Genomic DNA, 18,724 nt, shown 5'->3' with positions numbered 1-18,724 from the left:
TTTTTATCCTGTTACATGCGCCGGGTGGCTGGGGGCATCAGCACGCCGGCGCACTGCTGCGGTCGGCCCGTGATCGGCAGCAGCAGAAACTGGTGCTCCTGCCCCGGCAGTTGCCCGGGCACGATGGCGCACAGCGCGGTGCTGGCGGCCTGCGCGGCCTGGGCGCTCGAAAAATCCAGCGTGGCCTGAAAGCCCGACCCCAGCATGTCGGGGCGTTGGTGCGCGCCGGCCACGTCTGGGCGCTGCACGCCGGTGATGGTGACCTGGGGCGTCTCGGCAAAGCCCGTGAAGAACAGCTTGCGCCCCGGCCCGGTGGTCGGCGTCCAGCCCGCCACGCGCACCTGCCGGTCGGCCACGGTGAGGGTATCGATGGCACCACCCCATGCGTTGGCAAGGTAGGGCAGGGGGCGCCGCACGGGTACGCCAAACGCCTGGCTCGCAAGCTGCGACTGCAGCGCCGCCTGCTGGTCTGCGGGCGCCAGGCTGGCCAGGGGAGCAAAGCAGCGGCAGCCGTCCTGCCAGACCTGGATGCGGGCGCGCTCGGCCGCATCCGCAGGCTCCTGGCGCAGCAGCGCCGGCGCCGGGTGCGCCGTGAGGGGCTCCATCCGCTGGCGCGCCGCGTAGGCGCTCATGGCCACGGCGCTCAGGTAGCCGGGCGAGTTGAACTCGGCGGGCAGCAGCACCTGGCCGGCCGGGGGCTGGAGCACGAAACCATAGTGCGCGTCGAGCATGGCCTCGATCGGGCGGTCGTGCTGGCGCTGCGCCAAGGACTGCTGCGCCGCCGCCGCGACGAAAACCAGCAGGGCCGCCGTGTGCCAGCGCGCCAGCCGCTGCGGCCAGGGCAGGCACCACAGCACGCACAGGGCCACCCAGGGAATGAACAGGATGCGCCCGTGCAGCATCCACTGAAAACCCGGGCGCGCCACGAACAGCAGCGGAAACACCACCACCGTGGCCGCAGCCGCCAGGCCCACCGCGGCGCGCAGCCGCTGCCCCGGTGCGGACTGCGACGCCAGCGTGGCGGCCACGCAGGCCAGGCACAGGGCCGTTGCGACCCAGCCCAGCACGCCCGCGCCCAGCAGGCCTTCGGTCAGCATGCGGGCGACGGTCTGCAGCACGCCGGGCACGTCCTGCCAGCCCTTGAGCGAGCTGTCGTGGTAACCGCCCGCGCCCGCGAACACCTGGATGCGCACCACCGCGTAGCCCAGCGCCACGGCCAGCGAGGGCAGGGCAAAGCGCCAGCGCGCCACCATGCCAGGCGGCGAGCCCGCGGGCAGCGGCACGAACAGCGTCAGCGCGATCCACGGCACGTACACCTCCTTGCACAGCGTGGACATCAGGTACAGGGCCGCGGCCAGCACCGCCCAGCGCCATTGCCCGCGGCGCACGGCATGCACGTGGGCCCACAGTGCCAGGCAGGCAAACGCCAGCCCGTCCACGTAGTGCCCCACCATCAGCTGCTGGGCCATGTGCACGCTTGGAGCCCCCAGCAGCACCAGGGCGGCGGGGAGCAGCGCCCTCCAGAGGCTGAGCCAGTGGCGCAGCAGCAGGTACAGCGCGGCTGCAGCCAGGGCCAGCGACAGCAGGTGGTGCAGGTAGAACGGCATCGGCCGCATGCCGAACAGGGCGATGTTCACCTGGTAGATGAACAGGTTCCACGGCGCCAGCTGGTTGCCCGAGACCGCACGCGTCACCTCAGGGTCCAGGAACACGGACCACGGCGTGTACTGCGTCACGTTGAACAGGTGCGTGCCATCGTCCCAGCGCCAGTGGGCCTGCAGCGCGCTGCCATGCAGCAGCAGCGTCAGGGCGCAGAGCAGGGCCAGGGCCAGCAGGCCCATGCGCCATGCCGGTGGGGGCAGGCTCTGAGAAGGGGTCATCGATAGGTGAAAGTCCGGTGGCCGATGAAGCTGAAGGCCGGCACGAACACCACCACCAGCGCGATGCCCAGCGCATAGTGGCCGCCCGCGCGCTCCACCAGCCAGGCAATGGCCATGCTCATCAGGCCGGCCGTGCAGGCCACCAGCGCAAAGCGCCCGGCCGTCGCAGCGCCCAGGCGGGCGCCAAAACTGAAGCGCGTGTTGGCCACATAGGACAGCAGCGTGGCCACCACGAAGGCCACGCCATTGGCCACGGGCGCGCGCGTGCCCAGCCACTCGATCAGCAGCGTGGCCACGCACACGTGGGTGAGGGTGGACAGCACGCCCACGGCAGCAAAGCTGATGGCAGAACGCGCAAGGCTCACGCACGCACCCCCAGCACCGCAATCACCGAGGTGCCGAACGGCAGGCCCATGCGCGCCACCAGCGGGCGCTCGGCGCCGAACAGGGCGCGCAGCGTGGTGTTGAGCCAGGGCGCGGGCAAGGCCGTGTCGGCATCGCCGCCCTTGCGCCCGGTGAGCTTGGCCGCCAGCCGGGCCAGCGCGATCAGCGGGAACAGCACGGTATTGAAATAGCCCGCACGGTGCACCGCCAGGCCGGCCCGCTCTGCCTTGGCGCGCAGCCGGCCGGCGGTGTAGCGCCGGTGGTGGTGGTGGTCCACGTCGTGGTCCGACCAGAGCCACTGGTAGGCCGGCACCGTGACCAGCAGCCGGCCGCCGGGCTTGAGCAGGCGGGCGATGCGGGCCAGGGCCGCATCGTCCTGCTCCACATGCTCGAGCACGTCGAGCAGGCAGACCAGGTCGAAGCTGCCATCGGCAAAGGGCACGGGCTCGGGCAGGCCGCCGGCCTCCACCGGGCACAGGCCCAGGCTGGCCGCGGCAGCGCGGGCCTCGGGCGCGTACTCCATGGCGCTCAGCGTGCCGTGGCGCGCCAGCATGGCCAGGTTGCCGCCGGGGCCGCAGCCGATCTCCAGCACCCGCGGCTGGCCGGCAGGCAGGGCTAGGCCGTCGATGACGGCCGAGAGAATGTCGCGCCGCGCGGCAAACCACCAGTGGGTCTGCTGCACCGCGGCCATCTGGGCAAGGAGTTCAGGGCGCATGGTGGTGTTGCTTCGGTGTGTCTTGCTGCGCCGGAGATCCGTCCTCGCGCACGATGTAGATGGGGCGGCCCTTGGATTCCATGTAGATGCGTCCCAGGTACTCCCCCAGCACGCCCAGGCCGATGAGCTGCAGCCCGCCCAGGAACAGCACCACCGTGATCATCGAGGCATAGCCCGGCGCATCGCGCCCGAACAGCAGCACCTGGCCCACGATGAAGAGCCCATAGCAGAACGCCAGCAGCGCAACCACCAGGCCCAGGTAGGTCCACACGCGCAGCGGCACGGTGGAAAACGAGGTCAGCCCCTCCAGCGCCAGGTTCCACAGGCCCCAGCCCGAGAATTTCGTGTCTCCGGCCGCGCGCGCCGGCCGGGTATAGGGAATCGTCGCCTGGCGAAACCCCACCCAGGCGAACAGGCCCTTCATGAAACGGCGCCGCTCCGGCAGGCCCTAGAGCGCAACCACCACCTGGCGGTCCATCAGCCGAAAATCCCCCACGTTGGGTGGTATCGGCGAGTCGGAAATGCGGTTGTGCAGGCGGTAGAACCACTCCGACGTCTTGCGCTTGAGCACATGGTCGGCGCTGCGGTCCGTGCGCTGGGCCAGCACCACGTCAAAGCCCTGCTGCCACAGGCGCACCATCTCCAGGATGAGCTCGGGCGGGTCTTGCAGGTCCGCATCGATGGGCACCACCGCCGCGCCCCGCGCATGGTCGATGCCCGCGGTCAGCGCCGCCTCCTTGCCGAAGTTGCGCGACAGGTCGATCACCCGCAGCCCGGGCACCGTGGCGGTGAGCGCCTGCAGCCGCGCCAGCGTGCCGTCGCGGCTGCCATCGTTCACGCACACGATCTCGAAGGCCATGTTCGTCTGCGCCAGCACCGGCAGCAACTGCGCAAAAAACAGGTCCAGCGTGGCCTCTTCGTTGAACATGGGGCAGACCACGGACAACAGGGCAGGGGCGCCGCTGCGATCAACCGCAGGCCGGCTTGGCGAAGGGAAAGAAAATGTGGTGTCGTTCAATGGGACTTCAGGGGTAGCATGCCCAGGGTGTCACAAAGTGTTGCGGGCGGTGCAGTGCGCGAATCTTTGAAGATACACCATGCGGCATGCTGGCTGCAGCAAGCGGCACAGGTCATGCGTGACGGTGATCACCCCCACCTTCCGAGTAGGGCCTGTTCACACTGTTTTCGGGGTCGCGAAGGCCCTTGCCGGCGTGCCAGTCCAGGCGCGTGACGCAGCGTGTGCCCTTGCTCACGCAAGGAGCGCAACGACAGGTGGCGCGCCGGCAAGGGCCTTGCATTCAGCCCCCAGGCCGGGGCGCGACTCGGTTCTGTGGTGCTCGTTCTCGACCTTTGCGCGCAACCGGGTCAAGTTTGCGGGGCTGCGGCGCGACCCGGCCTATGCCCACCTGCAGTGGGTCGAGATCACCAGGCCGGCGCAGGCGCGGGAGTTCATCGGGCGGCTTGCGCGCTCTGAGCAGTGCGCAAGGCGAGGCGCCGCGCTGCCTCATATCGAATCATCATTGTGCTGCGCCCACACCGGCGCTGCCGCCTCGTGCGACTCGACCCCGCGAAAGAACGCATCGCCCATGATTTTGCGGAGGTTCTGAAAGTTCAAGACTATTGCGAATCGATTTTCCAGGGGCCATCTACCTTTAGAGGGTCCAATGGTCTGCCAATGGGCCAACAGCGCCTTCTGCGACGAACACAGCCCACGCTGGAATCGACCGCTTCACAGACGCAACCACCAGGCCCCACTACGGGCACCACCTCCATCCCCGAGGTGAATTTTGCGCTACCCGGGGCAGCACTACGACAAAGAGAGCGACCCTGGATGCGGCAGCTGAATGCGCCCAAGGGTATCGTGATCGCCGTGCCAGGCAAGGCGTGAGGACGCCGCGCACTGTTGTGCGCAAGGACGAGCAACGCCGCATGGCGCGGCGAGCGCGGTGCCATCGGGTGCATAGCGCCTTGTCAATCGCCCAACCGGCGTGCCCGGCGGCTCCATAGATCGCTTGCATGCGTGGCCTGTCCGGAGGACACTGGCGCGGTCAACTGCCGGATCAAGGGTTTGGCACTACAACTACTTCAGGAGCTGCAGTGCGGAGTGGGGGCGGTATACGCAGGCGGATCCGATTGGGTTGGATGGTGGGTTCAATCGGTTTGGGTATGTGAATGGAAATTCGCTCAAATATTCAGACCCTCGGGGGCTCCAAATTTCAAGGAGAGACCCGCGGACCTGGGTCATCTGGCCAATTCTCTTTTGCGCGGCAAATCCAAAAGCTTGCGAGGAGATGGCGAAGCAATGCGTAGATGTCGTCAAAGATGGCTGGAATTGGATGCTTAGTCAGGGAGGGGGATCAGCACCTCCTCTGCCGAATGATCTAGTCGGAGATCAGAGTGACCCGCGAGCAGGACCTAATCGAGGTGGGGGGAAACATACCAGTGGACCTCTTCGGCCGGATCGTGGCGGAAACGGGGACTTTCTTCATGATTTGGATGTTTTGACTGGAGGAGCGCGTCCTTGGCGGCCTGGAGACAAGGCTCCACCGGGAAGTTTGGTAGGGGATAATGGTATATTTGGTCGGCCAAGCAATAGCGGTGGCGGACAGAGTATTGGCATACCGGCAAATGGAAGTAGACCTCATGAAACCCTACATTATCCCTGAGCTAAATTCGGCAGGAAAGAAGGTGTATAAATTTCAACTGGAAGGCTATTTTAATGATCTATGGAGTTCCCTTAATGGTGCAAGATTGTTGTCTTATTGGTTGCCGGAGGGTCATACTCTGCATTCTGCTTGGCAGTTGATTTTTCTATTTGACAATGGTGTGGCTTTTGAGTTTTCCTCGGCTTGTAGTGTCGTGGTGGGATGGGATGAGGTCGGTAGCCTAAATATTTCCGCAAAAATTGCTAAGGGCACGCTTGTTCTTGAAGGGGGGCATAATTTCGCTTCGACATTTAATGTTCGAAAAATAGAGCGAGTGGTTTATGAGGATAATGAAGTTGTTGTTCATACGGGGATCGTCTTTTTGGATGAGGGGGGTGACGAAATTTATGTTTGCTCTGGAGTATCTCCTGGCTCTGTTTCGGTGTGGGCACCATTTTCTGATTTTGAGAATTTTAGGCCCCAATTTTCCTTGAATCAGTGTAAAAGGGAGCTTTTATAGCTGGGGAACCGAGGGGGCAATAGCATTCTCGGCCATCAAGCAATGTCAAACTGCCCTGTCTCCCCTGCAGAATTCACCCCGCTTGCCCCGTAGGCTGCGCTGCAGGCGCTTCCTCTGCCACACCCCCCCGCCTGCACCCGCACGATGGGTGGAGGGGCAGGTCTTGCCTTTTGCCCCCAGACGATTAGTTAGCTTGGCAATGGGCCTACCTACGGCGCCTTTGGCGACGAACAGCCCCCTGAGCCCCAAACGTTTCACCGACACAACCACCAGTCCCACCACGGGCAGCACCACCATCCCCGAGGTGACCTTCAACCTGCGCTACCCGGGGCAGTACTACGACAAAGAGAGCGACCCTGGATGCGGCAGTTGAATGCGCCCGAGGGTGCCGTGATCGGCGTGCCAGGCAAGGCGTGAGGACGCGGCGCACCGTTGTGCGCAAGGACGAGCAACGCAGCCTGCGGCGAGCGCGGTGCCGTCGGGTGCATAGCGCCTTGTCAATCGCCCAACCGGGGTGCCCGGCGTACCCATAGATCGCTTGCATGCATGGCCTGCCCAGAGGACACTGGCGCGGTCAACTGCCGGATCCAGGGTTAGGCACTACAACTACTTCAGGAGCTACAGTGCGGAGCGGGGGCGGTACACGCAGGCCGATCCGATTGGGCTGGATGGTGGGTTCAATCGGTTTGGGTATGTGGGAGGCAACCCGCTTCTGAGCATGGACCCTCAAGGCCTTTTCCCAGTAGTTGCGGTTGTTGGAATCGTAGGCACAGGAGTTGGAGCGTACTCCACTCTGTCCGCTGTTAAACAGTGTGAAAGAACTTGTGAACTTACACAAGGTGATTCAGTTAAAGCCTGCGGCGACCCCGAAAGACAGGATATTCTTGATGGGGATAGACTGCGCCGAGTTGCGAACTGTAAGGCTAAATGTACGTTGACGAATGTTATTTTGGATGTTTTTACGAATTACATCATGATAAAATAGAGGGTGGCTTTTGATGAATAAAAAATGGAGTTTAGTGGCATCGACTGCGCAAGGCGTGTTGTTGGCAATTCTTTTGCTTGAAGCTTTTGGTGCGGGCTTGGTGGCTGTTAATTGGTGGATATATCGCGATGGGCTATTGCTGGGGGCGATGGATAAATTTTTTGCTGCGATTGTGATACTTTTTATGACAATAATTCCTATTTTTGGGGTTGTTGTTTTAAGTGCTTTGAGGGGTGTTGTAAAATTCAATTTTATTGGAATCTCATTATTTTCATTATTTTCTTTGTTTTTTTATTCATTTCTTGTTATTTTTTCTTTTTTCTTTGTTGATTTTCCGTGGGCTATGGATATTATTTTGGGAAAGAGCTTTGATTTGATGATTGGTCTTTTGTCTTTTTTTGTACTACTTGTTTGGTCCTTAATTGTGCGCCGCAATAAGTCGGTGGAGTGATTTGCAAAAAATGCTAAGGCCCATGAGGCTAGCGAGATAGGCGAAGTGATAGTTGATCTACTGGCTCTGCCCACTGAGATTGATCGGGCTATTCAACGAGCCAAAGAGTCTGGCTTTCCGAAGTTGTCGAAGGCGAGAGGAAAGTGGGTTTAGCTGCGCATCCATCTCCTTGAATATCTCGGGTGCTGGCAGGGCCTGTTTCCAGGGCATCCTCGATCTCGCGCAGGCGTAGCCATGGCGCGCGCATCGGGTGCCTTCACCATCAGGGGGCGCCATGTCCCCAAGCGTGGAACAGGCGACTATTTCACGAAACGGTGCCCGGGCGCAGGCGCTGGAGGCTCTGCCCGCCCAGGGGGTGCGCTACAACACATGCTTGATCCAAGCCAGCGACGATCAGCGCTGAAACCCAACCCAATCCACTCGACCAGTTGTTTTGCCAGGTGCCCCATGATCCCCGCACACCACCGCCTCATCCCCCTGAGCACAGCCATCGCCGAGTTTGGCCTGGAGGCGTTGTTCCATCGCGATGGCCGCTTCGATGCGATGCAAGACACGATGGTCCACCCGTTCGGTTCGCCCCATGCGGACGGCCCGCTGATGGCCTTGGTGTTCGATGGCGACACCCGCCTGGACGAGCCCTTCGACGCCATGGCCGCTGGCGCCAAGCGGCGCGGCCACATGGACGGCACCGCCACGCCCCTGGAGGAGCTGCTGGAGCGTGCCTGCACCGTGGTCGTCAACGGCGACCTGCAGGCGCCGCGCATCGACACACGCGGCTGCCAGGCGCTGTTCGTGTTCGGCAGCGTGCGCTGCGGCGCGTTCGAGTTCTGGCAGGGCGACCTGGCCTGGATCACGGGCGACCTGGTTGCTTCGCGCGCTGTGCTGGCCACGGCCAGCCATGACGACCCGGACAGGGCCGACTACGAGGGCCGCAGCTATGCCTGCGTGCAGGGCCGAGTGCAGGCCCCGCGTGTGCAGACCTGGTTCATGCACCTGGGCCACCTGAACTGGCGCGAAGGCAGCGGTGCGGAACTGCGCGAAGACGAGGCCTATGTAGGCCGCGAGCACCTGTGGAAGACCGACCCGGTCTGGCTGCGCAGCAATGGCATCGACAATGCCTTGGGTGTGCCGGGGTGACCTCCCGCCGGCCGGTCCCGGCCGGCTTCGCCCGCCAACGCATTGTCGGCAGGAGAGGGGCCGCCAAGCCCATCAGCTGGCGGACTGCACCTTGTCGGAGACCAATGCGGCAGGGTCTGGCACCGGCGCATCCCCCGCCTGCACCCGCACCAACTTCTTGCGCACCATCTGGATATGGTTGCGCTGCGCACTTGGCGGGTCGATTGCGGCGCCGTTGGCTCCGGCGTCACTGTCAATCGCCCAACTGGGTTGCGGTGCAGCCGAATGCCTTCCTTGCACCTGTGGCCTTGCTGGAGGACACTGGCGCAATCAACCTCCGATCCGCTTGCGCAAGACGGGAGGATTCTGTCCAAAACATGAAAAATCCCGTTGGTGAGGTCCCTTGAAATCGCTCTCTTTATTGCGCCAGCTTCAGTTCTGCATTGGATTCATCGGAACGCTGGCACTGATGCCAGTGCTCTATGGTATACAAGCCATTTGGGGCGGCTTCGATCATTCAGAGTCTTATATTTGGCTGGATATAATAATGACTTTTATCGTGCCACTTCTATCTGGTGTGTCATTTGCCTTGACTGGCTTGGTCGCCTTTCCAGTGCTGAAATGCCTTCAGCGTCGAGATATAGTTCGGGATATTTTGTAAAAATATTCTATGAAAGCCATCGTGAATCGCAATTCAAGGAACATTGCTGCTGCCCTGTTTATGGTCGGTGGTGCGCTGGTTGGGGCCGCAGCCATGGCTTGGCTGATCCCCGTAAGAGAGCATAATTTTTTGGATTTAAGAGTAGGCCTGGCAATTGGTGCATTCGTTGGATATGTGGGGTTTCGAATCGTTGCTCATCTCGTTAATGGGCGCAGCAAACATGAATAGCCCAGGCGACGGAATGAACTCTCATTTCGAAGAGCTTTTGGAGCAGCTTTATGCGATATGGCTGAGAGCCATGGCGTCCGCACATGGCCTAGGCAGCAACAAGATTGACATGGAGTTCATCGAGCAATTCTATGACTCGCAAATAGCGCCTGCCGCTGAGGCCTCGGGCAGCAGGCTGTTGATCCAACTGGACTGGATTCTGTATGGTGCGGTATGTTCTGTCTTGAAAGCAGCGCACGTCGTTTGTCTGGATGAAATTCGCAAGGATCGCTTGAAAGAGCGATTTCACCATCTGCTGCTGACCGTCGGGATCCCGCAATTGAAAAGAGAAACAGAGGCGGATGGATCGTTCGATCTTGAGGAGCTTGCTGCCTATCTGGGGCGCAGCGGACTGGCTGAAATAAAATAAGCCAACGCAGATTGGAATTGCGAATCTATTTTGGGGTCATGTGCTTTTGGTCATTGTGTAGCGGCCCGTTGATCGCCAATACGTATGAAAAAACTACTGCTCGGCATGCTTGTTATTGCGCTTTGCGCGCTATATGGCTGTGATCAATCCGACACCGCGGCACCGAGCAAACACACACCTGCGGCTCCCGCCCGGACCGCATCGGTGTCAGACCCCAGTCACGCGCCAACGGCGTCCAGCATCAGCGAAGCGCGCTTGCTGGACGATCTTCGATCCCAGGATTTCGATCGCGTTGTCCGAACCATGAATGATGTCAAAGGTGCTCGGTATGCAGGCCATTTGACGCCCATCTTTATCGACTTCTGGAATGGGACGGACTTGCACGGAGTCGATAAGAATTTCCTGAACCACCCGCGGATTCGGCTCGAAATCGCGGATGTGCTCGCACAGCAGGAAAAGAACGGGTACCAGGGGTTGGACAAAGCCGCTTTCGCCCAGTACGCGCGTGGCTTGATTTCCTCCAACGACACGCAGGTCGCAAACCAGGCCATGCTGGTGCTCGGCATCGCGGGCAGTGCTGCCGACATGTCACTGCTGGAGAGCTTGGCAGAGAACATTGCAGAGAGCCGGTTTCGCGCGGCAGTCATCGCCTTGCTGCACAACTGCAACACCACCAGCGCGCTTCTTGAAAAACTCAAGGCCAGCTTGACCGAGACCTGGCGCAAGGATTTTCTGGCGGAGACCCGTGAAAAGTTCGGCTCGTTTCAGGCATGCACCTCTCGCTAGCCCGCATGTGTCTGCCAGAGTCCATTCGCGGATGCTACGCGGGGCTCGCTTGGCGGCCTGTTCGAGATGAATTCATGCACTTGATTGGCAATCATGACGCAACGGGACTTTAGATTTCTCGCAGCGTTGCTGGGGTGCATCGCTGCAAGCCTTTTCTTCTTTTCGTGGGCCATGCAAACGCTTTGGATCGCGTCATTCCATGATCGGGGCAGTGCTGGGTACGCTGTGTGGTTTTACAGTCAGACTGCAGCCGGCTTTCTTTTGGCCCTGGGTGGAGTTGGGATCGTTTGGACGTGGTGGCAAGGGCTGCCAAGCAGCAGGCGCCTGAAATAAATGCTGTGCATGGCCGATATGATGACGAAGCCGGGAGAGTGTCAGAAAACCCTGCCGAGGTAGCATCTCAATGCACTGAGGCACCGCATCCGAAGCAGCAGCTCCCGTCAATTTTGATCTTGAAACCATCGATGAAATTCAATACTGCCACGCGCTCGCGTCAATGCAATGCGGCGCTGCTTTTACTGTCTGCGCTATTGTCCGTTTCTGCTTTTGCCCAAAGTCAGCCACCCGCCAAGAAAGCCGTGAAGGCCGTGCCAAAGCCTGCTGAGAAAGTGGCTGAGCCTGCTGCTCCGGTGGAGGCTCGCGCAGAAGCCCCGGTTGCGCCACCCGCAGCCATGCCAAAGCCTTTTGCGCCGGTGTTTTTTGACCCCGCAGCCCCTGTTCTTCAATACGTTCAAAATGAACCCAGGAAGGTTTACGACTGGGTGGTGGAGCAACTGGTGTCGGTCCCTGGCAAGCCCGACAAGTTTTCCAGCCTGGACGAACGCAGCGCCTACGACGCTGCGCTTGCTGCTCGAATGGGAGGGCTCGGAACTATTCCCATCATCGGCCGCTGCATTCTGGACTACAACATTGCCTATGAGACGTACGAAGTCAAAGCGCTTGCCGCGCCCGTGAAAAGCGATATCGACGGCTCCCATAGCAAGCCCGAGGCGCTGAATCTGCGTCGGGTGACGCTGGGCAAGGCGAATGAAAAAACCGATTCGTACGAGGCCAGCAATGCCTATGGCGCCATCACCAAGGTCTTGCGAAATACCAGTGACAACTATGCCCTGGTGCTCTCGGGAATCCCTGGCAATGAGCCGTCGTCGGCCTTGGCGCGGGGTGCCAGCTCTTCCGTGCTCTCGGGCTATCTGCACGACTTCTACTACTACCGGCAGTCCGTGAAGATGCCGAGGGATATGGCCCGGTCGCTGGAAAAGGACATTGGCTGTCTGTATGTCGCATCGCTCGCCGCGCCGTGGGTAGTGACGTACCAGGAGCGCACAAGTCCCACGCGCAGCGATCCGATCGACGAAACCGACAACTACTTCGCGCTTTACGGCAAGCTCGACATGGTCGCTGTGATCAACAAGGCCACCGGAGAAATCTATTCGAAGGTGGAACGGGGTCGATAGCGGCAGCGCTCCCTCCACATGGGCGATGGTTGCCTGGTCGGGCATCTTCTGTCAGCCCGCCTGCTCTGCAGGTTGGGGCGCCGCAGGCACTTCCTCCACCCCACCCCCCGCCTGCACCCGCATCAACTTCCTGCGCACCATCTGGATATGGTTGCGCAGCGCATACAGCTCGTCCGCATACGACAGCGGCACGCTGATCTTCTCGACCTGCGCCTCCAGCGCATCCAGGTCCTTGAGCATCGTGTCGGCATGGCCGGCGGGGTTGGTGGTCTCCAGCCGGTCCTCGATCTCGCGCAGGCGCCCATACCAGCGGAACACGCGCGAGCGCACGCGGAACTGGTACAGCGGCGGCACGATGCGCGACAGGGGCAGCAGCACGGCGATCAACAGGCCCATCACCAGCCACATGCGGTCGATGAGGTTGGCGATCCAGAACGGCAGATAGCGCTGCATCATGGGCACGGGCTCGTTGATGGCGCGTTCGCCCTCCTTGGCGATGGGCAGCTCGCTGTGGCGGGTGCTGGGGAACTCGCGCGCGCGGTTGAACCAACTGGCGCCGCCGTGCAGCTTTTGCGCGTTCTGTGCAAACAGCGTGAGCAGGGCAGGGTGGGTGCCGTCGCGGGCCAGCAGCGAGGTGGTGGTGGCCACCAGGCGCGCGTCCAGCGGCGGGATGTTGCTGGCCAGGTCCACCACGCCGCGCGGCAGGGTCACGGGCGTCAGATACGGAAAGCGCCGCGCGTAGGCCTCGTGCTGGGCAAAGTCCATCAGGTGCACGCCGGGGGTCTGCAGCAGCATCTGCACCATCAGCGATTCGGGGGCCGAGGCGAACACCAGGGCATCGAGCTTGCCGTCGAGAAAAGCCACGGCGGCCGGCGTCTGCTCCAGCTGCGACAGGCGCACCTGTTTGGGCTCCACGCGGTTGGCCTCCAGCAGCTGCTCCATCAGGCGCGGCACGCCGCTGCCTTCGGACCCCACGTTCACGCGCAGGCCGCGCAGCTGGCGCAGGCTGTCCAGCCGGCCCGCAGCGTTCACGCGCAGGGCCGAGTCGGCGCGGTAGAACAGCCAGATCGGCTCCACGAACAGGCTGCCCAGCGACGCCAGGTTGTCCGGGTCATCGGGCAGCAGCTCGGCCGTGCCGCCCTGCACAAAGGCCAGGTCGGCCTCGCCATCGCGCAGCAGCTGCAAATTGTGCGATGAGCCCGCACTGGGCTTGAGCACCACCTCGATGCCATCGGCCGCCAGCGCCTTCTGGTAGCGCTTGCCGAACTCTTCGTACGCGCTCTGCGCGGGGCCGGTGGCCAGCGTGACGGTCTTGGGCGGATTGGGGTTGAGCCACCAGTAGGCGCCAATCAGCAGGCCCACAGCCAGAAACGCCAGCGGGCCGGCCGAGACGATCAGGTCGCGCAGCGTGAGGAAGGTGTTGCGTAGGGCCTGGGGCATGAAGAACGGGTCGGGTATTGGGAGAACAGAATGAGGCAGCGTCGGCCGGGGTACGGGTAGCCCGCATGGTTTGCTTGCCTGCTGCCGACGAGCCCTGTGATTATCTGTGCATGCGCCAGTGGCACCTGCGCACCGGAGAGTCGAAAGGTATCCGTTGGTATGGTCGCTGGGTGGGCCGAGCCGACGCGTTACCATGTGCCGCATGTTCGCCTTCATGCGCAGCACCTTGGTGTTCAGCCGCCCAACGCCTGCGGCATTGGCCGCAGTGGCGGCCATTGGTGTCTACCAGCGCTATGTTTCCCCATACAAGGGCTTTTGCTGTGCCCACCGCGCGCGCACCGGGCATGCATCGTGCTCGCAGTTTGCGAGGCGTGCCATCGAGCGCTGTGGCCTGCTGGTAGGCTTGAGGCTGTTGCGGCGCAGGTTGGTGGCCTGTGCTGCGTCCTGGCAGGCCCTGATGGCCAGCGAGCCGCAGGCGCCTGGTAGCGAGCCCCTGAACGAACCCTGCCCGCTGTTCACCCTGCGCAATGCCAAGTGCTGCGGCGGTACCTCGCTGTCCTCCTGCTGGCCATTCACGTAGGCCGTAGGGGCGCAGCCGGTTGCCGGTTGCGCCGGGGGGCTTGGCGTGCAAATGCGCTTGCCATGGCAAACTTGGGCCACCACCTTGGGCAGTGTTAACAAAAGATGACCATCCTGACCCGCGAGAACCTGCGCAACGGCACGCTGCGCAGCCGCATGGCCATGCCCGAGGGCTCGGCCTGGTCCAACGAGCGCATAGACGCCTCTTTTGCCGAGACCTGGGCCAGCCGGCCGCAGGGGCCCACCTGGGTGTTTGGCTACGGCTCGCTGATCTGGAACCCGCTGATGCCCTTCACGCAACAGCACACGGCCACGCTGCACGGCTGGCACCGCAGTTTTTGCCTGCGTTCCATTTCGGGCCGGGGCAGCCCCGAGCGGCCGGGGCGGGTGCTGTCGCTCATGCCGGGCGGCTTCGTGCAGGGCGTGGCGCTGCAGCTGCCCGATGCCGAGGCGCAGGACGAGGTGCGCATGCTCTGGACGCGCGAGATGACCGGCGGTGGCTACCTGCCCCGCTGGCAGGCGGTGCAATTGGAGGATGGGCGCAGCGTCACGGCCATCACCTTTGTGGCCAACCCCGAGCACCCCCAGCACGAGCACGACGCCTGTGCCCAGACAGTCGCCCGCCTGGTGGCGGTGGCCAAGGGCGCGTTCGGGCCCAACATCGACTACGTGCTGTCGCTGCACCAGGCGCTGCACGAACGCGGCCTGCATGACCCGTATGTGGACGCCATCGTGCAGGACATCGAGTCGTCGGCCACGGGCGGTTGAGCCACGGCCGGGCTGCCTGGGGCTGCCTGGGGCTGCCTGGGGCGGCCGGTGGCCGGCGCCGCAAGGTAGACTCCGGCCCCATCGACTACCGAAGCCCATGCCCATTCTTGCCGCCATTCCCCGCCGCACCCTGCTGGTCTCCGTCAACCCCGATGGCAGTTGGTCCGGCGCAGACGAGGGCACGCCCGGCGCCGAGGATGCGGACCTGCGCTTCGAGATCAGCGGCGAAGAGGGCCGGGGCGTGCTGCTGGCCTATGCCTCGCTCGATGGCCGCCTGGCCGCCGCCGACCACGGGGGTGCTACGCAGGGCGAGGCCCAGGCCTTTGCGGCCGATGCCTTTGGCATCGAGGCGCAGGAGTGGGGCGGCTGAAGGCCGTGGGCCGCCGCCAACCGGGTTGACAAGACAATACGCCCTGTACTTTTTCCTTACCCAGCAGACTTTGCGATGACCGAGCCCATCGACCCCCACGACCTTGTTGAAACCACCCAACCTGCGGATCTGAGCGGGTACGCGGAAACCACGCAACCCGCGCACCTCGCCGACGATGGGGGGCCCGCAGGGCAGGACCACGACGCCCCGGCGGAGGTGGTACGCCTGATCGCCGCGCTGACGGCCATACCGGGCGTGACCCAGGCACAGCTGGACAACAGCTACCTGCCCGACGTGGCGCTGGCCGACCTGTCGCTGCCCAACGGCCCGCATGCCGACCTGCCGATCGCCGCACTGCGCCGCTCCAATGGCGCGCTGGCGAACGAAGTGCTGCTGTCGCTGGAATTCCGCATCCAGCGCAACGAGGCCGGTCTGCGTGCGGCCGAGTTCCTCTCGTGGTGGGTGCGCGAGCAGTCGCGCCTGGGCGAGAACATGCAGCTGCGCACCCTGGGCCAGCCCCCCATGGTGGCGGGCGAGCAGCAACTGGGCCGCTCCCTGCGCTTCACCATCGACTGGTTCTACACCGACACTTCGGAGGACATGGTCAACGTGCTCAGCGCCGTGGGCGGCAAGGCGCTGGCACTGGAGCTGGCGACCGAGATGTACAAGGATGCGTTCTAGCCGCCGTGCACCCTCGGTGTGCCGGCGGCAAGCCCGTGTGCGGGCTGCCGCATGATCATCCACCCCACCGAACTCATCGCCCTGGGCCTGTGGCTGCTGGCGCCCGCGCTGGCGCTGGGCCTGCTGGTGCTGTATGCCGTGCATGCCCGCTTCGGGGCCCGCATGGGCCTGCGCCCCTGGCGGGCGGCCAGCCTGCTGGTGGTGTTCGGCATTTCCCTGGCAGCGGTACTGCTGGTGTATGCGCCTGCAGAAACGGCGCGGTCCTTGGGGCTGCGCGACATCCGCATCCTGGGCTGGCAGACCTTCTGGGCGCCGGTGGGCTTTGTGGCCGAGTTGCTGGCGCTGCCTATGGCGCTGTGGCTGGGGCGGGGGCGCTGACGCCTGTTCTCCGAGCGCGGCCCGCAAGCAGCCCGTAGACGCTCAGGCCCGGTGCCTGGATCGCGGCCATCACCTCTGTGCCGAACCCCCTAAGCGGCTCGGTTGTCAGGGTGGGCCAGCCATTGCCCCATTGGACAGGGGCCTTGTCGGTGCGGCGGCTGCTGCGCAGCGTCACCAGGCAAGAGCCGGGTCAATCGCGGTCCGGCGCGCCCAGCGGAAAATGCGGCCGGAAGTACCGCGCCTCTTCCACCGCACGCGCGAATGAAGGGCGCGCCAGCAGCCGCGCACGGTAGGCTCGCAGCACTGGGCAGGTTTCGGGAATCGGGTGCGTCCAGTCCGCATAGAACAGCGAGGGCGCCGCTGCGCAGTCGGCCAAGGTGAAATGCTCGCCGCAGGCCCAGGTGCTGCCGGCCAACCGGCCTTCGAGCCAGGCGTAGGCGCGGTCGAGCTTTTCCACGGCCAGGGCCATGCCATCCTTGCGCTTGATTGCATCGCCCGTGAGCGCGCCGTTCACCGCCAGCTGCATGGCGTTCATCACATGCAGGTCGAAAAAGCGGTCCATGAAGCGCACGTCCAGCGCCTCCACCGGGTCGCTTGGGATCAGCCGCACGGGGCCCGGATACTTGATCTGCAGGTATTCGATGATGATGCTGGTCTCCACCACATCGCGCGCCCCATCCACCAGCAGCGGAAACTGGCGCAGCGGCCACTTGGCCTGCCACTGTGCCGCATGCTGCGGCGCATCGGGCCCCAGCACGCGAAACTCGAAAGGCGTGGCGTTTTCGTACAGCGCGATCAGCACCTTCTGCGTGTACGACGAGAAGGGGTGGCCGTAGAGCACGGGCAGCGGGGCTTGCGAGGGGGCCGGGGCGGGCTGGCTCATGCGGGGGTGCTCCTGGGTTTGAAGGCGGATGGGCATCGTACCGCCTGGGGCGGTATTGCCGTCAATCACCGTCGCCATGCAGTGAAAAGCTTTCTCAAACACACCGCCGTCGCCGCCTTGATCATGTTTCCGCTGGCGCAGGCTCTGGTGCACTGGGCGGCGAGTGAAATGAATCTGCGCGTGGACTTCCCGGGCTGGGGCGGCTTTCACGCCGTTTTCGTGCTGCGCCTCATGGTCTCGTGCTGGCTTTGCATGGCGGCCCATGGCTTGTACTTCATCGTCCAGCGGCTGCGGGGCCGCAGTGCCGATGTGCTGGGCTGACGTCTTCTGTCCTTGAGCCATTCCCGCAGTTGCGGCCCGTCGGTAGACTGCGCACATGCCCCGCCAGTCCAACCCCCGTGCCGCGGCCGACCCGCACGCCGTCCTCCCGCCCGCCGACCACCCCGCCTTCGACCTGCCGCGCGCCGCCAATGCCGGCATGCGCCCACTGCAGCCGCTGGATGGGGCGCTGCTGCTCATGCACTTCGCCTTCCGCGGGCTGGTGGTCAAGGCCGATGAATTCCTGGCCGGGAAGGGCCTCTCGCGCGTGCACCACCGGCTGCTGTACGCGGTGGCGCGGGCCGAGGGTATCTCGGTCGGGCAGCTCGTCGAGCTCCTGGGCGTGAGCAAGCAGGCGCTGCACCGGCCGCTCAAGTTCCTGCAGGACGAGGGCTACCTCGTTGCGCAGCGCGACCCGGTGCAGCATCGCACCAAGCGCCTGTCGCTCACCGAGCGCGGCCGCGAGGTGGAGGCGACTGCATCGCGCCATGAACGCGAGGCGATGGAAGCCGCGATGCGCAGCGTGCCCGCCAGCGGGCAGGCGGCGTGGACCGAGGTGATGACTGCCTTGGCGCGCATGGCCTGAGAGGCTGATAGTCTTTCATCCGTGCCCGCCTTGCACGCCAAAACACCCCGGCTCGTCGTTACAAATGCTCGCCATAGCCCGAGCTATGGCTGTGCTTTGCGCCTAGATCCATTGCGTTTTGACGCGCCATTCGGACACGGCCGCCAAAAAACGCTCAGCCTCTGAGCACTTCAGGTCAACCCGCCTTGATCATCAGCGTGGCCGATGCCATGGCATGCAGCTTGCCATCCGCCCCGCGGATCTCCGCACTGCAGATGCCCAGGCTGCGCGTCTGCTCCACCAGCCGGCCTATGGCGGTGTAGGCCGCGCCCTCGGCCAGGGGCCGCACGTACTTCACGTTCAGGTCCACGGTCGAATACTGCGCACCCTGGCCCAAGGCCGAGAGCAGGGCCAGCGCGGCCGCGCCATCCAGGCAGGTGGCCGCGCTCCACCGTGGTCAGCCGCATCGGCATGGTGGTGGCAATGCCCGAGGGCGGGATGCGGCCGG

Annotated in this window: 24 protein-coding genes and 1 pseudogene; 18 read left to right on the top strand and 7 right to left on the bottom strand. The window is 63.6% G+C overall.

The window, feature by feature from the left end; all coding sequences use genetic code 11:
- Positions 1–11: 11 nt before the first annotated feature.
- The 4 genes and pseudogenes from ACK59X_RS12030 to ACK59X_RS12015 form a co-directional block, all read right to left on the bottom strand.
- On the bottom strand, positions 12–1,880 hold the full coding sequence (locus ACK59X_RS12030) for a hypothetical protein (RefSeq protein ID WP_409957554.1): 1,869 nt from the start codon (positions 1,878–1,880) through the stop codon (positions 12–14).
- Entirely contained in the window at positions 1,877–2,245 is a 369-nt protein-coding gene (locus ACK59X_RS12025; RefSeq protein ID WP_409957553.1) for a GtrA family protein, read from the bottom strand. The genes ACK59X_RS12030 and ACK59X_RS12025 overlap by 4 nt, the downstream gene beginning before the upstream one ends.
- A complete protein-coding gene (locus ACK59X_RS12020; RefSeq protein ID WP_409957552.1) occupies positions 2,242–2,979 on the bottom strand; it encodes a class I SAM-dependent methyltransferase in 738 nt (245 codons plus the stop codon). The genes ACK59X_RS12025 and ACK59X_RS12020 overlap by 4 nt, the downstream gene beginning before the upstream one ends.
- Positions 2,969–3,928: pseudogene (locus ACK59X_RS12015) on the bottom strand (glycosyltransferase family 2 protein). Before ACK59X_RS12015 ends, ACK59X_RS12020 begins: the two are co-directional and overlap by 11 nt.
- 1,039 nt (positions 3,929–4,967) lie before the next feature.
- Here ACK59X_RS12015 and ACK59X_RS12010 point away from each other — a divergent pair.
- From ACK59X_RS12010 to ACK59X_RS11960, 11 genes are all read left to right on the top strand, one after another.
- Positions 4,968–5,645, top strand: coding sequence for an RHS repeat-associated core domain-containing protein (locus tag ACK59X_RS12010; RefSeq protein WP_409957551.1), 678 nt, complete (start codon positions 4,968–4,970; stop codon positions 5,643–5,645).
- A complete protein-coding gene (locus ACK59X_RS12005) occupies positions 5,623–6,144 on the top strand; it encodes a hypothetical protein (RefSeq protein ID WP_409957550.1) in 522 nt (173 codons plus the stop codon). The genes ACK59X_RS12010 and ACK59X_RS12005 overlap by 23 nt, the downstream gene beginning before the upstream one ends.
- 220 nt (positions 6,145–6,364) lie before the next feature.
- On the top strand, positions 6,365–6,517 hold the full coding sequence (locus ACK59X_RS12000) for a hypothetical protein (RefSeq protein ID WP_409957549.1): 153 nt from the start codon (positions 6,365–6,367) through the stop codon (positions 6,515–6,517).
- Positions 6,518–6,658: 141 nt separating this feature from the next.
- The gene (locus ACK59X_RS11995; RefSeq protein WP_409957548.1) at positions 6,659–7,129 is read left to right on the top strand and encodes an RHS repeat-associated core domain-containing protein; all 471 of its coding nucleotides are present in this window, start codon (positions 6,659–6,661) and stop codon (positions 7,127–7,129) included.
- Positions 7,130–7,142: 13 nt separating this feature from the next.
- Positions 7,143–7,580 carry a hypothetical protein gene (locus ACK59X_RS11990; RefSeq protein ID WP_409957547.1) on the top strand — a complete coding sequence of 146 codons (438 nt, stop codon included), beginning with the start codon at positions 7,143–7,145 and terminating at the stop codon, positions 7,578–7,580.
- Positions 7,581–8,027: 447 nt separating this feature from the next.
- Positions 8,028–8,717: a hypothetical protein gene (locus ACK59X_RS11985; RefSeq protein ID WP_409957546.1), complete on the top strand. Its 690-nt coding sequence runs from the start codon at positions 8,028–8,030 to the stop codon at positions 8,715–8,717.
- Positions 8,718–9,099: 382 nt separating this feature from the next.
- Positions 9,100–9,357: a hypothetical protein gene (locus ACK59X_RS11980; protein WP_409957545.1), complete on the top strand. Its 258-nt coding sequence runs from the start codon at positions 9,100–9,102 to the stop codon at positions 9,355–9,357.
- Positions 9,358–9,366: 9 nt separating this feature from the next.
- Positions 9,367–9,585: a hypothetical protein gene (locus tag ACK59X_RS11975; RefSeq protein WP_409957544.1), complete on the top strand. Its 219-nt coding sequence runs from the start codon at positions 9,367–9,369 to the stop codon at positions 9,583–9,585.
- A gap of 13 nt (positions 9,586–9,598) precedes the next feature.
- Positions 9,599–9,994: a hypothetical protein gene (locus tag ACK59X_RS11970; protein WP_409957543.1), complete on the top strand. Its 396-nt coding sequence runs from the start codon at positions 9,599–9,601 to the stop codon at positions 9,992–9,994.
- Positions 9,995–10,078: 84 nt separating this feature from the next.
- The gene (locus ACK59X_RS11965; RefSeq protein ID WP_409957542.1) at positions 10,079–10,780 is read left to right on the top strand and encodes a hypothetical protein; all 702 of its coding nucleotides are present in this window, start codon (positions 10,079–10,081) and stop codon (positions 10,778–10,780) included.
- Between the two features lie 464 nt (positions 10,781–11,244).
- A complete protein-coding gene (locus ACK59X_RS11960; RefSeq protein WP_409957541.1) occupies positions 11,245–12,234 on the top strand; it encodes a hypothetical protein in 990 nt (329 codons plus the stop codon).
- Between the two features lie 51 nt (positions 12,235–12,285).
- On the opposite strand, the gene ACK59X_RS11955 is transcribed toward ACK59X_RS11960, so the two are convergent.
- Positions 12,286–13,674, bottom strand: a complete 1,389-nt coding sequence (locus ACK59X_RS11955; RefSeq protein ID WP_409957540.1) for a TAXI family TRAP transporter solute-binding subunit — start codon at positions 13,672–13,674, stop codon at positions 12,286–12,288.
- A 193-nt stretch (positions 13,675–13,867) separates the two neighbouring features.
- On the opposite strand from ACK59X_RS11955, the gene yidD reads away from it, so the two are divergent.
- From yidD to ACK59X_RS11930, 5 genes are all read left to right on the top strand, one after another.
- The gene (yidD, locus tag ACK59X_RS11950) at positions 13,868–14,254 is read left to right on the top strand and encodes a membrane protein insertion efficiency factor YidD (RefSeq protein WP_409957539.1); all 387 of its coding nucleotides are present in this window, start codon (positions 13,868–13,870) and stop codon (positions 14,252–14,254) included.
- 104 nt (positions 14,255–14,358) lie between these two features.
- Complete coding sequence (locus tag ACK59X_RS11945) at positions 14,359–15,021, top strand: gamma-glutamylcyclotransferase (RefSeq protein WP_409957538.1); 663 nt, start codon at positions 14,359–14,361, stop codon at positions 15,019–15,021.
- 97 nt (positions 15,022–15,118) lie between these two features.
- The gene (locus ACK59X_RS11940) at positions 15,119–15,391 is read left to right on the top strand and encodes a hypothetical protein (protein WP_409957537.1); all 273 of its coding nucleotides are present in this window, start codon (positions 15,119–15,121) and stop codon (positions 15,389–15,391) included.
- Between the two features lie 75 nt (positions 15,392–15,466).
- A complete protein-coding gene (locus ACK59X_RS11935; RefSeq protein ID WP_409957536.1) occupies positions 15,467–16,072 on the top strand; it encodes a hypothetical protein in 606 nt (201 codons plus the stop codon).
- Between the two features lie 51 nt (positions 16,073–16,123).
- Positions 16,124–16,450, top strand: a complete 327-nt coding sequence (locus tag ACK59X_RS11930) for a hypothetical protein (protein WP_409957535.1) — start codon at positions 16,124–16,126, stop codon at positions 16,448–16,450.
- Between the two features lie 190 nt (positions 16,451–16,640).
- Here ACK59X_RS11930 and ACK59X_RS11925 read toward each other — a convergent pair whose 3' ends face one another.
- Complete coding sequence (locus ACK59X_RS11925) at positions 16,641–17,333, bottom strand: glutathione S-transferase family protein (protein WP_409957534.1); 693 nt, start codon at positions 17,331–17,333, stop codon at positions 16,641–16,643.
- 6 nt (positions 17,334–17,339) lie between these two features.
- Between ACK59X_RS11925 and ACK59X_RS11920 the strand changes: the two genes are divergently transcribed.
- Positions 17,340–17,654, top strand: coding sequence for a hypothetical protein (locus ACK59X_RS11920; protein ID WP_409957533.1), 315 nt, complete (start codon positions 17,340–17,342; stop codon positions 17,652–17,654).
- Between the two features lie 55 nt (positions 17,655–17,709).
- Entirely contained in the window at positions 17,710–18,237 is a 528-nt protein-coding gene (locus tag ACK59X_RS11915) for a MarR family winged helix-turn-helix transcriptional regulator (RefSeq protein WP_409957532.1), read from the top strand.
- A 175-nt stretch (positions 18,238–18,412) separates the two neighbouring features.
- Here ACK59X_RS11915 and ACK59X_RS11910 read toward each other — a convergent pair whose 3' ends face one another.
- Positions 18,413–18,613, bottom strand: a complete 201-nt coding sequence (locus ACK59X_RS11910; protein ID WP_409957531.1) for a PaaI family thioesterase — start codon at positions 18,611–18,613, stop codon at positions 18,413–18,415.
- Positions 18,614–18,724 lie beyond the last annotated feature (111 nt).

It is taken from the genome of Acidovorax sp. (genome assembly GCF_046339755.1).
In the GTDB taxonomy this organism is placed as follows: Bacteria; Pseudomonadota; Gammaproteobacteria; order Burkholderiales; family Burkholderiaceae_C; genus Acidovorax.
The sequence above is the reverse complement of the archived record's forward strand: the minus strand, read 5'-3'. Positions and strand labels throughout refer to the sequence as shown.